This is a genomic window from Curtobacterium subtropicum (assembly GCF_030362975.1).
GTDB classification, from domain to species: domain Bacteria; phylum Actinomycetota; class Actinomycetes; order Actinomycetales; family Microbacteriaceae; genus Curtobacterium; species Curtobacterium subtropicum.
This window is the reverse complement of record NZ_JAUCMM010000002.1, coordinates 437,716-454,517: the sequence shown is the minus strand read 5'-3', so window position 1 is coordinate 454,517 and position 16,802 is coordinate 437,716. Positions and strand designations below refer to the sequence as shown.

Annotated in this window: 15 protein-coding genes; 7 read left to right on the top strand and 8 right to left on the bottom strand. The window is 72.4% G+C overall.

Annotation, left to right across the window (positions count from 1 at the left end):
* Nucleotides 1-45: 45 nt before the first annotated feature.
* The 3 genes from ald to QUG98_RS05255 form a co-directional block, all read right to left on the bottom strand.
* Nucleotides 46-1,146, bottom strand: a complete 1,101-nt coding sequence (gene ald, locus QUG98_RS05265; protein WP_289469562.1) for an alanine dehydrogenase — start codon at nt 1,144-1,146, stop codon at nt 46-48.
* 142 nt (nt 1,147-1,288) lie between these two features.
* On the bottom strand, nt 1,289-2,281 hold the full coding sequence (locus tag QUG98_RS05260) for a helix-turn-helix transcriptional regulator (RefSeq protein ID WP_289469561.1): 993 nt from the start codon (nt 2,279-2,281) through the stop codon (nt 1,289-1,291).
* 60 nt (nt 2,282-2,341) lie between these two features.
* Complete coding sequence (locus QUG98_RS05255) at nt 2,342-3,304, bottom strand: sugar-binding transcriptional regulator (protein WP_289469560.1); 963 nt, start codon at nt 3,302-3,304, stop codon at nt 2,342-2,344.
* A gap of 203 nt (nt 3,305-3,507) precedes the next feature.
* On the opposite strand from QUG98_RS05255, the gene QUG98_RS05250 reads away from it, so the two are divergent.
* A complete protein-coding gene (locus tag QUG98_RS05250) occupies nt 3,508-5,250 on the top strand; it encodes a glycerol-3-phosphate dehydrogenase/oxidase (RefSeq protein ID WP_289469559.1) in 1,743 nt (580 codons plus the stop codon).
* Between the two features lie 226 nt (nt 5,251-5,476).
* Here QUG98_RS05250 and QUG98_RS05245 read toward each other — a convergent pair whose 3' ends face one another.
* A complete protein-coding gene (locus QUG98_RS05245) occupies nt 5,477-6,133 on the bottom strand; it encodes a histidine phosphatase family protein (RefSeq protein WP_289469558.1) in 657 nt (218 codons plus the stop codon).
* 28 nt (nt 6,134-6,161) lie between these two features.
* The gene (ykgO, locus tag QUG98_RS05240; RefSeq protein ID WP_058743312.1) at nt 6,162-6,284 is read right to left on the bottom strand and encodes a type B 50S ribosomal protein L36; all 123 of its coding nucleotides are present in this window, start codon (nt 6,282-6,284) and stop codon (nt 6,162-6,164) included.
* 58 nt (nt 6,285-6,342) lie between these two features.
* On the opposite strand from ykgO, the gene QUG98_RS05235 reads away from it, so the two are divergent.
* A complete protein-coding gene (locus QUG98_RS05235; protein WP_289469557.1) occupies nt 6,343-7,380 on the top strand; it encodes a GTP-binding protein in 1,038 nt (345 codons plus the stop codon).
* Between the two features lie 123 nt (nt 7,381-7,503).
* On the opposite strand, the gene QUG98_RS05230 is transcribed toward QUG98_RS05235, so the two are convergent.
* Nucleotides 7,504-9,006: an MFS transporter gene (locus QUG98_RS05230; protein WP_289469556.1), complete on the bottom strand. Its 1,503-nt coding sequence runs from the start codon at nt 9,004-9,006 to the stop codon at nt 7,504-7,506.
* 190 nt (nt 9,007-9,196) lie between these two features.
* On the opposite strand from QUG98_RS05230, the gene QUG98_RS05225 reads away from it, so the two are divergent.
* Nucleotides 9,197-9,733 (top strand): DinB family protein, encoded by a 537-nt coding sequence (locus QUG98_RS05225; RefSeq protein WP_289469555.1) that lies wholly within the window; start codon nt 9,197-9,199, stop codon nt 9,731-9,733.
* Nucleotides 9,734-9,796: 63 nt separating this feature from the next.
* Here QUG98_RS05225 and QUG98_RS05220 read toward each other — a convergent pair whose 3' ends face one another.
* A complete protein-coding gene (locus QUG98_RS05220; protein WP_289469554.1) occupies nt 9,797-10,762 on the bottom strand; it encodes a sugar-binding transcriptional regulator in 966 nt (321 codons plus the stop codon).
* A 53-nt stretch (nt 10,763-10,815) separates the two neighbouring features.
* The gene (locus tag QUG98_RS05215) at nt 10,816-11,670 is read right to left on the bottom strand and encodes a GolD/DthD family dehydrogenase (RefSeq protein ID WP_289469553.1); all 855 of its coding nucleotides are present in this window, start codon (nt 11,668-11,670) and stop codon (nt 10,816-10,818) included.
* Nucleotides 11,671-11,812: 142 nt separating this feature from the next.
* On the opposite strand from QUG98_RS05215, the gene QUG98_RS05210 reads away from it, so the two are divergent.
* The 4 genes from QUG98_RS05210 (at nt 11,813) to QUG98_RS05195 (ending at nt 16,725) form a co-directional block, all read left to right on the top strand.
* Nucleotides 11,813-12,988 carry a zinc-binding dehydrogenase gene (locus QUG98_RS05210; RefSeq protein WP_289469552.1) on the top strand — a complete coding sequence of 392 codons (1,176 nt, stop codon included), beginning with the start codon at nt 11,813-11,815 and terminating at the stop codon, nt 12,986-12,988.
* 18 nt (nt 12,989-13,006) lie between these two features.
* Nucleotides 13,007-14,335, top strand: a complete 1,329-nt coding sequence (locus QUG98_RS05205) for an MFS transporter (protein ID WP_289469551.1) — start codon at nt 13,007-13,009, stop codon at nt 14,333-14,335.
* Between the two features lie 159 nt (nt 14,336-14,494).
* On the top strand, nt 14,495-16,234 hold the full coding sequence (locus tag QUG98_RS05200; protein WP_289469550.1) for a dihydroxyacetone kinase family protein: 1,740 nt from the start codon (nt 14,495-14,497) through the stop codon (nt 16,232-16,234).
* Nucleotides 16,231-16,725 carry a ribose-5-phosphate isomerase gene (locus tag QUG98_RS05195; RefSeq protein ID WP_289469549.1) on the top strand — a complete coding sequence of 165 codons (495 nt, stop codon included), beginning with the start codon at nt 16,231-16,233 and terminating at the stop codon, nt 16,723-16,725. Before QUG98_RS05200 ends, QUG98_RS05195 begins: the two co-directional genes overlap by 4 nt.
* Nucleotides 16,726-16,802: the final 77 nt, after the last annotated feature.

Here is a 16,802-nt window from a genome sequence, read left to right as displayed (position 1 = left end):
GCCGCGCGTCAGCGCGCCGCGCGGGCGCGCGCCGCGCGGCGCGCGTCAGCGCGCGGCGGCCGCCAGGCCGTGCGCGGCGGCGACGGCCTCGTTCACGACCTGGCCGGCGTGCACGTTCACGCCCTTCGCGAGCGCCGGGTCCGCCGCGGTCGCCTGCTCCCACCCCTGGTCGGCGATCGCGATGGCGTAGGGCAGCGTCGCGTTCGTCAGCGAGATCGTGCTGGTGCGCGGTACCGCTCCCGGCATGTTCGCGACGCAGTAGTAGACGGCGTCGTGCACGAGGAACGTCGGGGCGTCGTGGGTGGTCGGCCGCGAGCCCTCGAAGCAGCCGCCCTGGTCGATGGCGATGTCGACGAGCACCGACCCCTGCCGCATGTCCGCGACCATGGCGTCGGTCACGAGCTTCGGCGCCGAGGCACCCGGGATCAACACCGAGCCGATGACGAGGTCCGCGTCACGCAGCGCGTCGGCGATCGCGTGCGAGGACGACCGCAGCGTCGTGATCCGCCCGTCGAACCGGGCGTCGAGCGCGCGCAGCCGCGGCAGGCTGATGTCGAACACCGTGACCTCGGCGCCGAGCCCGAGCGCCATCGTCGCAGCGTGCTCCCCCGCGACCCCGCCGCCGATGACGACGACCCGACCGCGCGGCGTCCCGGGGACACCGCCGAGGAGCAGCCCGCGGCCGCCCTTCGTCCGCATGAGCTGGTCGGCACCGACCTGCACGGACAGCCGGCCGGCGATCTCGGACATCGGCGACAGCAGGGGCAGCGAGCGGTCCGGCAGCTGCACGGTCTCGTACGCGATGGCGGTCGCCCCGGAGGCCACGAGCGCGTCGGTCAGCGGACGGTCGGCCGCCAGGTGCAGGTAGGTGAAGAGCACCTGACCGGGGCGGATCGAGGCGTACTCGGAGGCGACCGGCTCCTTGACCTTGAGGACGAGCTCCGCCTGCTCCCAGACCTCGGCAGCCGTGTCGACGACGGTGGCGCCCGCGGCCCGGTACTCGTCGTCGGAGAAGGACGATCCAGCTCCGGCGCCGGACTGCACCAGCACCTGGTGACCGTGCAGCGCGAGCTCGCCGACCCCCGCCGGCGTGGCCGCGACGCGGTACTCGTTGTTCTTGACTTCGGTGGGGACGCCGATCAGCATCACGGACTCCTTCGTGGGCGGTGCAGGACCCTTCCACGATGCGTCGGGGTTCGTTACACGAGCGTTTCCGCCGAACATCTGCGTGGTCGAAGTGCGTTCGGTTACACGAGATTCGGTCGGAGCCGCTCCCGCAGCCGGCCGATCAGCGCGTTCGGAGCGATTCGCTCGGCAACTCCCCGAAGCGTGCGCGGTAGGTCGCAGAGAACCGGCCGAGGTGCCCGAACCCCCACGCACGGGCGATGTCCGCCACGCTGGTCTCGTCGCGATCACCGCGGACCAGGTCCGCCCGGGCGCCGTCGAGCCGCACGCTGCGCAGCAGGTCGCCCGGCGTCTGGTCGAGGTGCCGTCGGAGCGACTGCTGCAGTCCGCGAGGGCTGAGCCCGGCGGCGGCGGCGATCTCGGCGGTCCCGATGGCGTCCCGCGCATGGGCGTGCACGTACTCCAGCGCCAGCCGCAGTCGGGCGTGCTCCGGACCGTTGCCGGTCACCGTCGACTGCCAGCGCTCGCGGTGCGGGAAGGCCTCGACCGCGGCGGTGGCGAACGCGTCGACGATGCTCCGTCGAGCCGCCGGCGTGAGCGTCTGGTCGGCACCGAGCCAGATCCGGGTGTGCTCGCGGACCGCCGCCTGCCAGACACGCATGCCCTCGGCCGTCGGGCGCCGGAGCGGGTCGAAGGCGAAGGCGTCGTCCCCGACGAGCGCCCGGAGGTGCGCACGGTCGAGCTCGACGAGGTTGACGCCGATGTCCCGGTGGTGCAGCTCGTACCGGTCGGGCAGCACGAGCGGCACCCCGGGTTCGAGGTCGACCGACCGGCCGTCGACCGTCAGCGTGCTGGACCCGGCGCGGAGCCAGGCCACCAGGAACTTGTCGTCCACGGCGCTCTCCGTGCGGAGGTCCACCAGGAAGCGCGACGACCGCAGGGACAGCAGCTCGTCGCCCACCCCCGCGAAGTCCCACATCGGGCGGTTGCCCGTTCGACGGACGCGGGGCGTCCGGAAGTCGTAGTCGGCCGTGAAGAACGCCAGGGCCTCGTCGACGTCGGTGCCCACGATCCGCCGGAAGGACCGACCGTCCGGGGTCGTCGGAGTGGTGCGGTCGGACTCCACCCAGTCGGGGTTCTCGTGAGAAGGCACCATGCACCAGAACCTACGGGGCACCACCGACAAAGTAGGTCGGCAGGTGACACAGGTCCCGCCTCACGGCTGCAGGATCGCCTGCCCGACGCTCTCGTCGAGGATGAGGTCGGTGACCAGTCCGGCGGCGAGCGCACCCCGGAGGGACGCGGCCTTCGACCGGCCGGCCACCACGCAGACCCGCCGTGGCGCCCGCTTGATGGTGTCGAGGTCCGGCGCTCCTGCACGGGCGTTCACCCCGATGTCCTTCCAGGACCCGTCGGCCCGGTAGAACACGGTCGAGACGTCCCCGACGACGCCCGCCTCGGAGAGCTCGTCGCGGTCGGAGGGGTCGAGGTACCCGCCGGAGTACACGTGCGAGGGCACCGGCGCCTGCGGGGCCCCGACACCGAACACGACGAGGTCCATGCGTTCGTGCAGGTCGAGCACCCGGCGGATCGAGCGCTCGCGGAACAGTGCCTCCTTCGTCGCCGGGTCGTCGAAGAACGCCGGCACGGGGAACTGCTGCACGAACGCGCCGTACGCCTCGCCGAAGCGGCGGAGGATCTCCGATGCGTAGACGATGCCCGTGGTCCGGGTGTTGGCGGCACCGTTGATCTGCACCACGGTGGAGCCGTGCGTGGTCTTCGGCACGAGGTAGCGGCTGACGGCGCTGACGGTCGAACCCCACGAGATGCCGATCACCATGTTCGACTCGACGTACTGCGTCAGGATGCGCGCGGCGGACAGCGCCACCCGCTCGAGCCGGTCGACGTCGCTCGTGTGGTCCGGCACCGGGACGACGTGCGCGTGCACCCCGAACCGGGCGCGGATGTTCCGGCTGAGCGCGGCCGCCTGGTCGAGGGGCGAGCGGATCTGGATGTCGACGAGCCCGGTGTCCCTGGCGTACTTCAGCAGCCGCGACACCGAGGACCGCGAGGTCCCGAGCTCGTCGGCGATGGCGTCCATCGTCAGGTCCTGCAGGTAGTAGAGGTGTGCGGCGCGCAGCGCCTGCTGCGTGCGCATCGGCTGAGCCGCATCGCTCATGGTGCTCCGATCGGTAGAACGCCACCATGCACGGACGTGCACGGCCTCTGCAACCCCTGTCGCGCCTCCCGGCCGTCCGTCCCGCCGCCGACGCACCGCGACGACACGTGTGCTGCACGTTCGTGCACGCGAGTTGCCCGCCCTCCCACCCGGGAGCACCATCGAAGGCGTCCCCACGGAACCGACCAAGGAAGCGACGCACCATGTCGAAGAAGACGCAGCCCCGGAAGACGGTCAGCGCGCTCACCGAGCGCCCGAACGCACAGGTCCTCATCGTCGGTGGCGGCATCAACGGCATCGCCACCTTCCGCGACCTCGCCCTGCAGGGCGTCGACGTCGTGCTCGTCGAGCGCGGCGACTACGCCGGCGGCGCCTCGGCCGCGTCGAGCCACATGATCCACGGTGGCATCCGGTACCTCGAGAACGGCGAGTTCCGCCTGGTGCGCGAGAGCGTGCAGGAGCGCAACGGCCTCATCCGCATCGCCCCGCACTACGTCAAGCCGCTGCAGACGACGATGCCGATCTTCTCGACGTTCTCCGGCATCATGAACGCCCCGCTGCGCATGCTCACCCACAAGCAGCGCTCGACCAAGGAGCGTGGCGCGGCCCTCATCAAGATCGGCATGACGATCTACGACTCCTTCTCGCGCGACGGCGGCTCGGTGCCGAAGCACCGCTTCCTGACGAAGAAGGCGGCGCTGGCGGACATGCCGGCGCTGAACAAGGACCTGAAGTACACGGGCACCTACTACGACGCCTCGGTGCACGAGCCGGAGCGCCTCGCGCTCGACGTGCTGAAGGACGGCCTCGCCGCGGCGCAGGGCATCGGCAGCGCCGCGTCCGCGCGGGCGGTCAACTACGTCGAGGCCGCCGGGACCCGCGACGGCGGCGTGGTGCTGCGCGACCGTGAGACCGGCGAGGACTTCGTGTTCACCGCCGACGTCGTCGTGAACGCCTCCGGCCCGTGGACCGACCTGACCAACCAGGCGTTCGGCGGCGAGACGAAGTTCATGGGCGGTACGAAGGGCTCGCACATCGTCGTCAAGAACGACGAGCTGCTCGAGGCGACGAGGGGCCGCGAGCTGTTCTTCGAGAACAACGACGGCCGCATCGTCCTCATCTACCCGCTCAAGGGCCGGGTGCTCATCGGGACGACGGACATCGACGCGGACCCGTCGAAGCCGGTGACCACGACCGACGAGGAGATCGACTACTTCTTCGGCCTGGTGAAGCACGTCTTCCCGCAGATCGAGGTCACCCGCGACCACATCGTCTACAGCTACTCGGGCATCCGCCCGCTCCCCCGCCACGAGGACACCGCCCCGGGCTTCGTCTCCCGCGACTACCGGATCGTCGACACCCCGATCGCCGGGCTGCCCGGCACCACGGTGCTGAGCCTGGTCGGCGGCAAGTGGACGACCTTCCGCGCCCTGGCCGCGCACCTGTCGAGCGACGTCACCACGAAGCTCGGCGTCACCCGGAAGGTCGACACGACGGGCATGCCGATCGGCGGCGGCAAGGACTTCCCGACCACCGACGCGCAGCGTGCGCTGTGGATCAAGTCGCACCGGGACGGTCTCGACGAGCAGCTCGTCGACGGCCTGCTCGAGCGCTACGGCACCCGTGCGGCCGAGGTCGTGGACGTCCTGACCGACGGTCCGGTCGAGCCGCTCGAGTCCGACCCGTCGCTCACCCGTGCCGAGGTCGCGTACTTCGCCGAGCACGAGCAGGCCGTGCACCTGGTCGACGTCGTGCTCCGTCGCACGAACCTGGCCTTCGTCGGCGGGGTCACCATCGACCTGCTCGACGAGCTGGCGGACGTGCTCGCCGACACCCTGGGCTGGAGCACCGAGGAGCGCGCGGACGAGGTCCAGCGCACGCTCGACGTGCTGCGCGAGTCGCACGGCGTGATCGTGCCGCTGCACACGACGGCGCAGCCCGCGTAGTCCACGCGGCCCCTGACGGACGGGAGGCGCGGGGGGCGGGGGGCCCGCGGCCCCCGCGCCTCCCGTCCGTCGTGTGGTTCCGCACCCGTACACCGCACACGTCCCGGCACGCCGGCGTCCCGGCGAGCCACCGCTGTCGCGACGAGACGCCGCCGGTTCCGACGGCGTCTCACTCAGGTGGAGGCGTCTCGCGCCGACGCCGGCGTCTCAGGAAGCGTCCCGACCGTCAGAACGCGTCGCCGGTCGGGTCCGGCGCCGTCCGGTCGATCAGGTCCTCGCCTCCGACGGGCTCGCCCTCCCAGTCGACCAGGCGCCAGCCGTCCTCGAACGACCCCTCGACCTCGACGATCCCGGTGTTCTCGAGGTGCCGCTTCGTGCCGAACTCGTCCGGGGTGTTCTGCGCCGCCGCGCTGGCCCACGTGCGGATCGCCGCGCCGTGGCTGAACGCCGCAGCGACCTCGACGCCCGTGTCGAGGATCTGCCGCACGGCGTCGTCGTAGCGCGCAAAGAACTCCTCGCCGCTCTCGGCCCCGGGCATCCGGCTCGCCCGGTCCCCCGCCGACCAGCCGTGCACGGTCGAGATGTACAGCTGCACCGAGGTCCGGTCGCGCCTGCCCTGCAGGTCCCCGGCCTCGATCTCGCGTAGCCCGGGGAGCACGACGGGTTCCACGCCGAGCGCAGCGGCGAGCGGCGCGGCGGTGACCTGCGTGCGGACCATCGACGAGACGAACAACCGCTCGATCCCGCGGTCGGCCAGGGCGGCGGGCAGGGCATCCGCCTGCTGCTGCCCGAGCTCGGTGAGCCCGGGGCCGGGTACTTCGGCGTCGAGCACGCCGTCCACGTTCGCAGGGGTCTGGCCGTGCCGGATGAGCAGGAGTCGCATGCGCCCCACCCTACGGACGGCCGGTGACCTACCCCTGGCGGGCCTTCCACCGCGGATCCCGCTTGTTGATGACGTACACGCGGCCGCGACGTCGCACGATCTGCGAGCCGGGGATCTTCTTGAGCGCCTTGAGCGAGTTGCGGACCTTCACGGGTCTCCTTCCTGCACCGCCTCCTTGTTGAGAACGGTTGTCATATAGGGTACTCGACATGCGCCCTGCAGCAACCACCCTCGTCACCGCCCTGCACGATGCCGACGCCGTCCGCGTCGCGCGCCGGATCAGCAGCGGCCACCGGATGCACGTCCAGGGCGATGCCCTCGCGGCGGCCAGGGGCATCGCCGCGCGGCGCGACCGGCTCGACCGCGTGTGCGGACCGGACGCCGACCACGACCTCGTCGTCACGCTCGCGCCGGACGTCGACGTCCGTGCGGTCGGGATGCTCCTCGCGAACGCCGCCCGATCGGAGACCGGCGACGACCGGGTCCTGCGCCACGTGGTCGCCGTGCTCCGGGCGGACGACGTCGCCCACCTGCTCTGGTCCGACGTGGACGACGCCTTCGTCGCGGCCGAGCGGGTGGTCTCCCTCGTCGAGTACGCCACGGTGATCGCGCTCGAGCGGGTCGAGCCGCTGTCCGGCCGACGACGCCGCGCCCTCGTGTCCCTCCTCCACCGCATCGCACCGCACGCGGTGATCGTCGCGGCGCCCACCGTGCGCAGCGCCCGCGACCTGCCGGCGTCGAACGGCGGGGCGGCCCGGCTCCTGGCGTCCAGCGCGGGGTGGATGCGCGCCCTGTCGACCGACGCCGCCCGGGCGGACACGGGGCGTGACCCGCAGGACGACCTGGTGACGATGCGGTACCGGGAGCCGCTGCCGTTCCACCCCGGACGACTCGCCGACGTGATCGCGGACGACCTCGCGGCGGGGGCGAACGGCCGGGTCCTGCGCTCGAAGGGGTTCTTCCGACTGGCGTCCCGGCCGGACCACGTCGGCTCGTGGTCGAGCTTCGGCGCGATGCTCGCGCTGGACCCGACCGCGAACCCGTCGTGGGACGAGGACGCACCGGTCGGTCAGGCGATCTGGTTCGTCGGCGAGCGCCTCGACGTGCACGCGATCGAACGCGCACTGGACGGCGCGCTCCTCACGTCGGAGGAGCTGCTCGCCGGGCCGGACGTCTGGCGTCGGTGGCCGGACCCGTTCCCGGTGTGGCCGGCGCTCGACCCCTCGCACGAGCACCGGCGCGACTGACCGGTGCGCGACGACGCACGCGTCGATCGACGCGTGCGTCGTCGCAGACCGCGCGCCGCGCCCCGCGCCCCGGACGACCGACGCCCCGCGCGCCGTGCCCCGGACGACCGGCGCTGCACGCCCTCAGCGCCGGGCGGTCTCCGCGATCCCGTCGTGCGCCGCGAAGGGCAGGTCGCCCAGGTCGAGGTTCGGGTTCGTGTCCTGCGTGAGCACGAGCTCGCGCGCCTCGGCCTCGGACTCCACCGCGGGCATCGACCCCGGGAGCGGCCGCTGCGACGACTCCCGCATGCAGAACACGCCGATCGCCCCGACGATGCTCATCGCCACGAGGAAGTACGCGGGCGCGAGCTGGTCGCCGGTCGCGGTCAGGAGCGCCTGCACGATGAGCGGCGTCGTCCCGCCGAACACCGCGATGGCGATGTTGTAGGCGAAACCCATGCCGCCGTACCGGGTCGACGTCGGGAAGAGCGCGGGCAGCGAGGCCGCCTGGTTCGACACCCACAGCGCGGTCATCAGCGCCAGCAGCCCGAGTCCGGCCAGGGTCGACCACTGCGCACCGTGGCCGATGAGCAGGAAGGCCGGGACGGCGAGCACGACCGTGGTGCCGGCGCCGATCCACATCACGGTGCGACGACCGATCCGGTCGGAGACGCGACCGGCGACGGGCAGCATCACCGCGAGCAGCACGAGCACGGGGATGGTGAGGAGCGTGCCGTCGATCGCCGAGTACCCGAGCGAGTCGGTCAGGTACGTCGGCATGTACGAGGTCAGCGCGTAGCCGACCGTGTTCGAGGCACCGACGAGCATGATCGCGATGACGATGGGGCGCCAGTGGTCCCGCACCATCGCGAGCACGTTGGCGGGGCGACCACCCTCGGCGGCCTCGCGGTCCGAGGTGGCGGCCTCCTGTGCGGCCTGCGTCGCCTGGAAGACCGGCGACTCCTCGATGCGCAGGCGGAACCAGATCGCGACCACGCCGATCACACCGGCGAGCAGGAACGGCAGCCGCCAACCCCACGCGGTCATGGTCTCCTCGCCGAGCGTCACCTGCAGCACGGTCACCACGGTGGCGCCGAGCGCGAAGCCCATGTAGCTGCCGAAGTCGAGGATGCTCGCGAAGAAGCCGCGTCGACGGTCGGGTGCGTACTCGGTCACGAAGGTGGTGGCACCGGCGTACTCGCCACCGGTCGAGAAGCCCTGCGCGAGCTTCAGCACGACGAGCACGACCGGGGCGACCGCGCCGATGGTCGACCATGCCGGCAGCACCCCGATCAGGAACGTCGACGACGCCATCAGGATCAGCGTCGTGGCGAGCACCTTCTGCCGTCCCAGCCGGTCGCCCAGCCGCCCGAACACGATGCCGCCCAGGGGTCGCGCGACGTAGGTCGCCGCGAACACCCCGAGGCTGAAGAGGATCTGCACCGACGGTTCGGCCGTGGGCAGGAACACCTTGCCCATCGTGACCGCCAGGTAGCCGTAGACCCCGACGTCGTACCACTCCATCGTGTTGCCGACGACCATCCCGCTGACGGCCCGGCGCATCATGCTCTTGTCGACCACCGTGACGTCGCTGACCCGCAGACGTCGGGGCGGTCGGGTGGTGGTACTGCTGGGGTCGGAACCCATACGCGATCTCCTCGTGGTGGGGACGGGCCGATCGGTACCGGCCCGGAACAGCCAGCAACGGTACCGAGCGACCGACATGTCACTGGCCGGGGATTCACAGGTACCGGCGTGTCACCCGGACGGGGGTCACGCCCGATCCGCACGACGATGCCGATCGGCCCGGAGGTCACGACGCGGTAACGTCTGCCCCGTGGCGATCGAACCGGACACGAAGAACTGGACCTGGGTGATCGGGACCGCATGCCCCGACTGCGGCTTCGATGGGGCGACCCTGGCGTTCCGCGACGTCCCGTCGGTCATCGCCGAGAACGCTGCCGCCTGGCCGGAACAGCTCGCCCGTCCGGACGTCCGGAAGCGCCCCGACGACCGCACTTGGTCGCCACTGGAGTACGGCGCGCACGTCCGCGACGTCCACCGGAAGATGACGGAACGGCTCCGGCTCGTGCTCGCCGAGGACGACCCGGCCTTCCCGAACTGGGACCAGGACGCCACCGCCGTCCAGGACCGCTACGGCGAGCAGGACCCCGCGGTCGTCGCCCGGGAGCTCACCGATGCGGCCCGTGACGCGGCGGCCGCGTTCGCCGCCGTCCCCGACGGCGCCGTCGGACGGACGGGGCGGCGCTCGGACGGCAGCGCCTTCACGGTCACGACCCTCGCGACCTACTACGCGCACGACCCGGTGCACCACCTGTGGGACGTGCGCCGAACCGCCCTCCGCACGGGGTGACGGACGGGAGGCGCGGTGCCGGCCCGCACCGCGCCTCCCGTCCGCCCCTGGTCGCCTCGCGACTCAGGCGAGTGCGTCGAGCAGGGCGCGCGCGGTCGCGGCGTCGGTCACCAATTCGTTGATCATGCCGGCACGGACGGCACCGATGATGCTCGGCACCTTCGCCGATCCGACGGCGACGCCGACCGCGTGCGGGACACCGGCGAGGACCTCGCGGGAGGTCCGGACCATGCGCTCACTGCCGGGGAACTCGATCGGGGACCCGTCGGCGGCGAAGAAGTTGAGGCAGACGTCACCGGCGGCCTGGTCGAACACGGCGTCCTCGACCGGGATCCCCCGCGCGAGGGCATCGCGTGTGGGGGTCGGTGCGCCGACGCCGAGGATCGCACCCTTCGCCCGCCCCCACAGGCCGATGACGTGCTGGAAGGCGGGGTCCTCGTCGAGCGAGGCCCGCATCGCGGCCGACGGCAGGGCCTGCGCGAACAGGAACGCCGGGATCGCGCCGGAGTGCTCCGCGGCCGTGCGGGTGATCTCGTTCGTCTGGAACCAGGGCATCGGGTCCGCCTGCCCGCCGACGGTGGGGACGAGCTGCACGCCCGCGAGCGGCGGCATCCCCGTCTGCGCGACGTCGTAGACCGTCCGCCCGGACGACACCAGGACCGCGTCGCCCGGGGTGAGCCCCATCCCCTCGACCGCGGTCGCGATCGGGGCGGCCAGGTCGGCGCCGAGCGTCGCCTGGTGCGTCACGGCCGCCAGGTGCACGGCGCGCAGCCCGAGCACGACCTGCAGCCGTTCGGCGAGCGCGACGGTCTCGTCCTGGAAGGGGTCCACGACGTCGATCCGGACGAGGCCGGCGCGGCGCGCCTCGGCGACCAGTCGGCTCACCGTGGGTCGGGAGACCCCGAGGCGGGAGGCGATCTCGACCTGCGTGGCGTCCTCGAGGTAGTACATCCGGGCCGCCTGGTAGACGGTGTCCAGCGGGAAACGGGCCCGCGACCCCTCGGTGCCGGTGGTGCTCTCGGAGGACATGCTGCGGCACCCTTCGGATCGGTCGGACACTCGGATCGTAGTCCGACCGAGGGTCACCGGATCGTGAACCCGCCGTCCACGCGGAGGTCGGCGCCGTTCACCATCGCGGCACCGTCGCTCGCCAGGAACAGCACCGCGGCAGCGATCTCGGCGGGGGTCGCGAAGCGGCCGGTCGGGATCTCGTCCTGGTGCCGGATGCCCGCCTCGTTCGCCCAGGCCGCACGACCCAGGTCGGTGAGCACGACCGTCGGCGAGACGGTGTTGACCGTGACACCGCGACCGCCCCACTCGAGCGCGAGCACGCGGGTCAGGCCGAGGACGCCGGCCTTCGACGCACAGTAGGCGGCGTGCCGGTCGAGGCCGACGTGGGCCGCCTGCGACGCGATGTTCACGATGCGTCCGGTGCCGGCGGCGAGCATGTGCCGCCCGACGGCCTGCGCGAGGCGGAAGGTCCCGGTCAGGTTGACGTCGAGGGTGCGCGCCCACGCCCCGGCGTCGAGGTCCTCGGCGGCGTCGAGCGCGACGATGCCCGCGCAGTTCACGAGCACCTCGATCGACCCCGCGGCGTCGACGACCTGCTGGACCGCGGCCGCGACGGAGCCGTCGTCGGTGACGTCGCACGCGAGGCCGAGGTGCTCCCCGGCCGTGACGGCGGGCAGCTCGGCGGCGGCCGCCGCCGAGGGGTCCGCACGGACGTCGACGATGGCGACGCGGGCACCGCGGGAGGCGAAGGCGTGCGCGATGGCGTTCCCGATGCCGGACGCGCCGCCCGTCACGACCGCGGTCCGGCCGGTCAGGTCGTTCGTCAGGTCGACGGTCCCGGGCCCCGGACGCAGTGCCGCGGCGAAGTCGGGGACGTCGGCGGTCCCGGTTCCGGTGGCGGTGGCGCTGTCGACGGCGTCGGTCATGGTCGCTCCCTTGCGATGGATCGAGGTGGTGTCGGAACGATAGCAGAAATTGTGTTCTGGACATCTGTTCCGACAGGTGTACAGTCGTCGCCGAACCATCGGAACGGGCGCCCCGCCCGGCTGACCAACGGAGGACCAGCACATGTCGACGACGACGACCGAGACCCCGGCGCAGGGTGACGCGCACCTCGAGATCCCGACCACGATGCGCGCCGTCGTGGTGCACGGGCCCGGTGACTACCGGCTCGAGGAACGCCCGGTGCCGCAGCCCGGCCCTGGCGAACTGCTGCTCCGCACCGACGCCGTCGGCATCTGCGCGAGCGACCTGAAGTGCTACCACGGCGCCGCGAAGTTCTGGGGCGACGAGAACCGGCCGGCGTGGGCGGAGGCCGATCGGATCCCCGGCCACGAGTTCGTCGGGACGATCGTCGCGGGTGACGACGCCGCGCTCGCGAAGCGCGGTGTGATGCTCGGCGACCGGATCGCGTGCGAGCAGATCGTCCCGTGCTGGGAGTGCCGCTACTGCCTCGAGGGCGCCTACTGGATGTGCGCCGTCCACGACATGTTCGGGTTCAAGGGCTTCGACGGTGCGATGGCCGAGTACGTGCTCGTCCCGGCGAAGGCCCTGACGCACCCGGTCGACCGCGCGTTGCCGGGCCAGGTCGCCGCCTTCGCCGAGCCGCTCTCCTGCGCCTTCCACGCCGTCGAGCGCGGCGAGATCAGGTTCGGCGACACCGTGGTGATCGCCGGCGCCGGCCCGATCGGCCTGTCCGCCATCGCCGGTGCCCGTCAGAAGAACCCGCTGCGGATCATCGCGCTCGACGTCGTCGACGACAAGCTCGCGCTCGCCCGCAAGGTCGGTGCAGACCTGACGATCAACATCGCGCAGGAGGACGCCGTCGCCCGGGTCAAGGAGCTCACCGACGGCTACGGCGCCGACGTCTACATCGAGGCCACCGGACACCCCTCCGCGGTGCCCCAGGGCCTGAACCTGCTCCGCAAGCTCGGCAGGTTCGTGGAGTACTCGGTCTTCAAGGACGCCGTCTCGGTCGACTGGTCGATCATCTCCGACGACAAGGAGCTCGACGTCCGCGGCGCCCACCTCGGCCCGCACACCTGGCCGGCGGCGATCAAGCTGCTCGAGTCCGGCACGCTGCCGATGGACGAGATCTGCACGCACCAGTTCCCGCTCGAGGACTTCCAGCAGGCCCTCGACCTGGTCGGCGACTCCGCCGGTGCGTCGGTGAAGGTGTCGATCATCCCGTCGCTCTCGACGCCCACCACGTCCGCCCCGACCGCGTCCGCCACGCGGGCCTGAGCGCCGAGGAGTCCCGCGATGTCGACGACGACCGCGCGCACCACGACCGCGCCCACGACCACCGCCGCCCGCCCCGAGGGCCGACTCGACCGGATGGGCATCCCCCGCCCGCTCGCCCTCGGCTTCGTCGCCGTGCTCGTCTTCATGACCGGCAACGGCGTCGAGTCGAACTTCATCACGCCGCACATGGTCGCGGTCCTCGGCAGCCCCGAGGCCACCGTCGCCACGATCGTGACGTTCTACAGCCTCGCCGCACTCATCGGCAGCTACGTGTCCGGCGCCCTCTCCGACCTGGTCGGGCCGCGCCGGGTGATGATCCTCGGGTTCGCCGTCTGGGTGGTCTTCGAGGTGCTGTTCCTGCTGGCGCTGAACGTCGAGAGCGTGCCCTTCGCCGCCGTCGCCTACGCCCTGCGCGGCTTCGGCTACCCGCTCTTCGCGTTCGCCTTCCTGGTGTGGGTGAACATCACCACGCCCGTCGAGCGCAACGGCGCGGCGGTCGGCTGGTTCTACGTCGCCTTCACCGGTGGCCTGCCGACGCTCGGCTCCCTGTTCGCCATCGGGGCGATCCCGGTGTTCGGTGGCGGGACGATCGGTGAGACGGGCGCGATGATCGCCTCGATCGGCCTCGTGGTCGCCGGGTTCCTCATCATGCTGTTCGGTGTCCGCCTGCCCAACGGGTTCTCGCGGATCGCGCCGGACGGCGAGAGCGCCTGGCGGGTCCTGACGAGCGGCATCCGGCTCACCGCCACGCGACCGAAGATCCTGATGGGTTTCCTCGTCCGCCTGATCAACACCGCACCCGAGTTCGGCATGTTCGTCGTGCTGCCCGCCGTGATCGCGAACGACCGCGGCTGGGGCCAGAGCCGCTGGCTGCTCATGACCGTCTGCGTCTACGCGACGAACATCCTGGTGAACGCGCTGTTCGGCTGGGTCGGCGACCGCATCGGCTGGCAGCGCACCGTCAAGTGGTTCGGCATCGTCGGCTCCGCGACCGGGCTCGTGGCCTGGTGGTACGTGCCGCAGCTGGTGCCCGCCGGGTCCGACTGGGGCTACGTGCTCTCGGTCGTCGCCGGCTGCGTGTTCGGGTGCCTGCTCGCGGGCTTCGTCCCGATGGGCGCGATCATGCCGGCGCTCGCCCCGGAGCACAAGGGTGCTGCGATGGCGATGTACACCACGGCCGCCGGGGGCGCAGCGTTCCTCGGCACCGGCGTCGTCGCCGCGGTCTTCGCACTCGGCGGTGGCGGCCAGGCGGTCACGTGGACGTTCGTCGGCCTCTACGCCTGCGCGTTCGTGATGATCCACTTCCTCGACGTGCCGCAGGGGCGCCCGCACCGCGGCACCCGCTGACGCACGTCGACCCGACTCCGGGCGGCGGTGGCCGTCCCACCGCCGCCCGGTCCCCCGACACGACCCGACCGCAGCACCCGACCGACGCACCCGGTCGTCCGACCCGATCCTGACCCCATCCACCGGACCCCGGTCCACCGCACGACAGGAACGAACCCCATGACCACCATCCACGACGACCCCGAGGACTTCGCCGAGGACCAGCTCGCCGGCTGGCTCGCCCTGTACGCCGACCGCGTCCGCGGTGTGCACGGCGGCGTCGTCGCACTCCCGACGGAGGGCGCCGAGCGCCAGGTCGCCGTCGTCGTCGGCGGCGGCTCCGGCCACTACCCCGCGTTCTGCGGCGTCGTCGGTCCGGGCTTCGCCACCGGAGCCGTCGTCGGCAACGTCTTCACCTCGCCCTCGGCGGCGCAGGTCTACTCGGTCGCCAAGGCCGCCGACCAGGGCCGCGGTGTCGTGCTGTCCTTCGGCAACTACGCCGGCGACACCATGAACTTCGGACTCGCCGCCGAGCGGCTCCGCGCCGAGGGCATCGACACCCGGATCGTCGTCGTGACCGACGACGTCGCGAGCGCGGACGAGGTCACGAAGCGTCGCGGCATCGCCGGCGACTTCTCGGTCTTCAAGGCGATGGGTGCCGCTGCTGCCGCCGGCGCCGACCTGGACGAGGTCGAGCGCGTCGGCACCGCCGCGAACGCCGTCACCCGCACGATCGGCGTCGCGTTCTCCGGCTGCACCATGCCCGGCGCCACCGAGCCGCTCTTCTCGGTCCCCGACCGCCACCTCGGGCTCGGGCTCGGCATCCACGGCGAACCCGGCATCCAGGACGTCCCGGTGCTGCCGGCGCGGGAGCTCGCCGCGCTGCTCGTCGAGCGTCTGCTGACCGAACGACCCGAGGGCGCCGGACCGCGGGTCGCGCCGATCCTCAACGGCCTGGGCGACACGAAGTACGAGGAGCTCTTCCTGCTCTGGGGCCGGGTGCTGCCCCTCCTCGAGGACGCGGGGCTCGAGGTCGTCGAGCCCGAGGTCGGCGAACTGGTCACGAGCCTCGACATGGGCGGGTGCTCGCTGACGCTGCAGTTCCTCGACGACGAGCTCGAACGCCACTGGCGCGCCGATGCCTACACGCCGGCGTACCGCAAGGTCGCCGCACCGGTCGCCGCGCTCGTGCCGGCCACGGCCGTCACCGAGGCCGCCGCGGAGGCGACGGTCGTGCCGGAGGCGACCGGCGCCTCCCGGCGGGCCGCCGAGACCGCGCGCGCCGCCGTCGAGGCGATGGACGTCCTGCTCCGCGAGCAGGAGGAGACGCTGGGCCGCATCGACGCGGTCGCCGGTGACGGCGACCACGGCCGCGGCATGGTGAAGGGCATCGGTGCGGCCCGTCGCGCCGTCGAGCAGACCGACCGGGAGGCCGGGGTCGCCTTCGTCCTCGGCCGTGCCGGCGAGGCGTGGGCCGCGTCGGCCGGCGGCACCTCCGGTGTGCTGTGGGGTGCGGCGATGGAGGCGTTCGGCCGTGCGCTCGGCGACGACACCGAGCACGTGGACGCGCCCGACGTCGTCGCGGCCGCCCAGGCCTTCGCGGACTCGATCGTCCACCTCGGCGGTGCGTCCCGCGGTGACAAGACCCTGCTCGACGCCCTGCTGCCGTTCGTCGACGAGCTGCGGTCCCGGATCGACGAGGGCGCCGACACGGCGGACGCCTGGCGGGCGGCGGCCGAGGTCGCGGTCGAGCAGGCGGCGGCCACGGCGGACCTGCGGCCGAGGGTCGGGCGTGCCCGGCCGCTGGCCGAGAAGAGCGTGGGGACGCCCGACGCGGGCGCCACCTCGATGGGGATGGTCCTCACGCGGATCGGCGAGGTGCTCGCGGTCCGCGCACGACGCGAAGGAGTGGACGCATGACGTTCCGGTTGGTGGTGGGCTCGGACGACGCGGGCTTCGACTACAAGGAGGTCATCAAGCGTGACCTCGAGGCGGACGACCGCGTGGCGAGCATCGTCGACGTCGGGGTGGACGCCGACGGCCACACGGCGTACCCGCACGTGGCGGTGGACGCGGCGCGGATGGTCGCGGACGGCGAGGCCGACCGGGCGATCCTGGTCTGCGGCACCGGGCTCGGGGTGGCGATCAGCGCGAACAAGGTCCCGGGCATCCGGGCGGTCACCGCGCACGACTCGTTCAGCGTCGAGCGCTCGGTCCTGTCGAACGACGCGCAGGTGCTCTGCATGGGGCAGCGCGTGATCGGGCTCGAGCTCGCACGGCGGCTCGCGAAGGAGTGGCTCGGGTACGAGTTCGACTCGACGAGCGCGAGCGCCGAGAAGGTCGCGGCGATCTGCGGCTACGACGGCTCGGTGCCGGTCGGCACCGACGCCGCGGGGGCACGCGGCCGCTGAGTCCGCGGATCCCCAGCGCGCTGCCGGGTCCGCGGATCCCCAGCGCGTTGTCGGGTGCGCGACGTACGGTGCTCGCG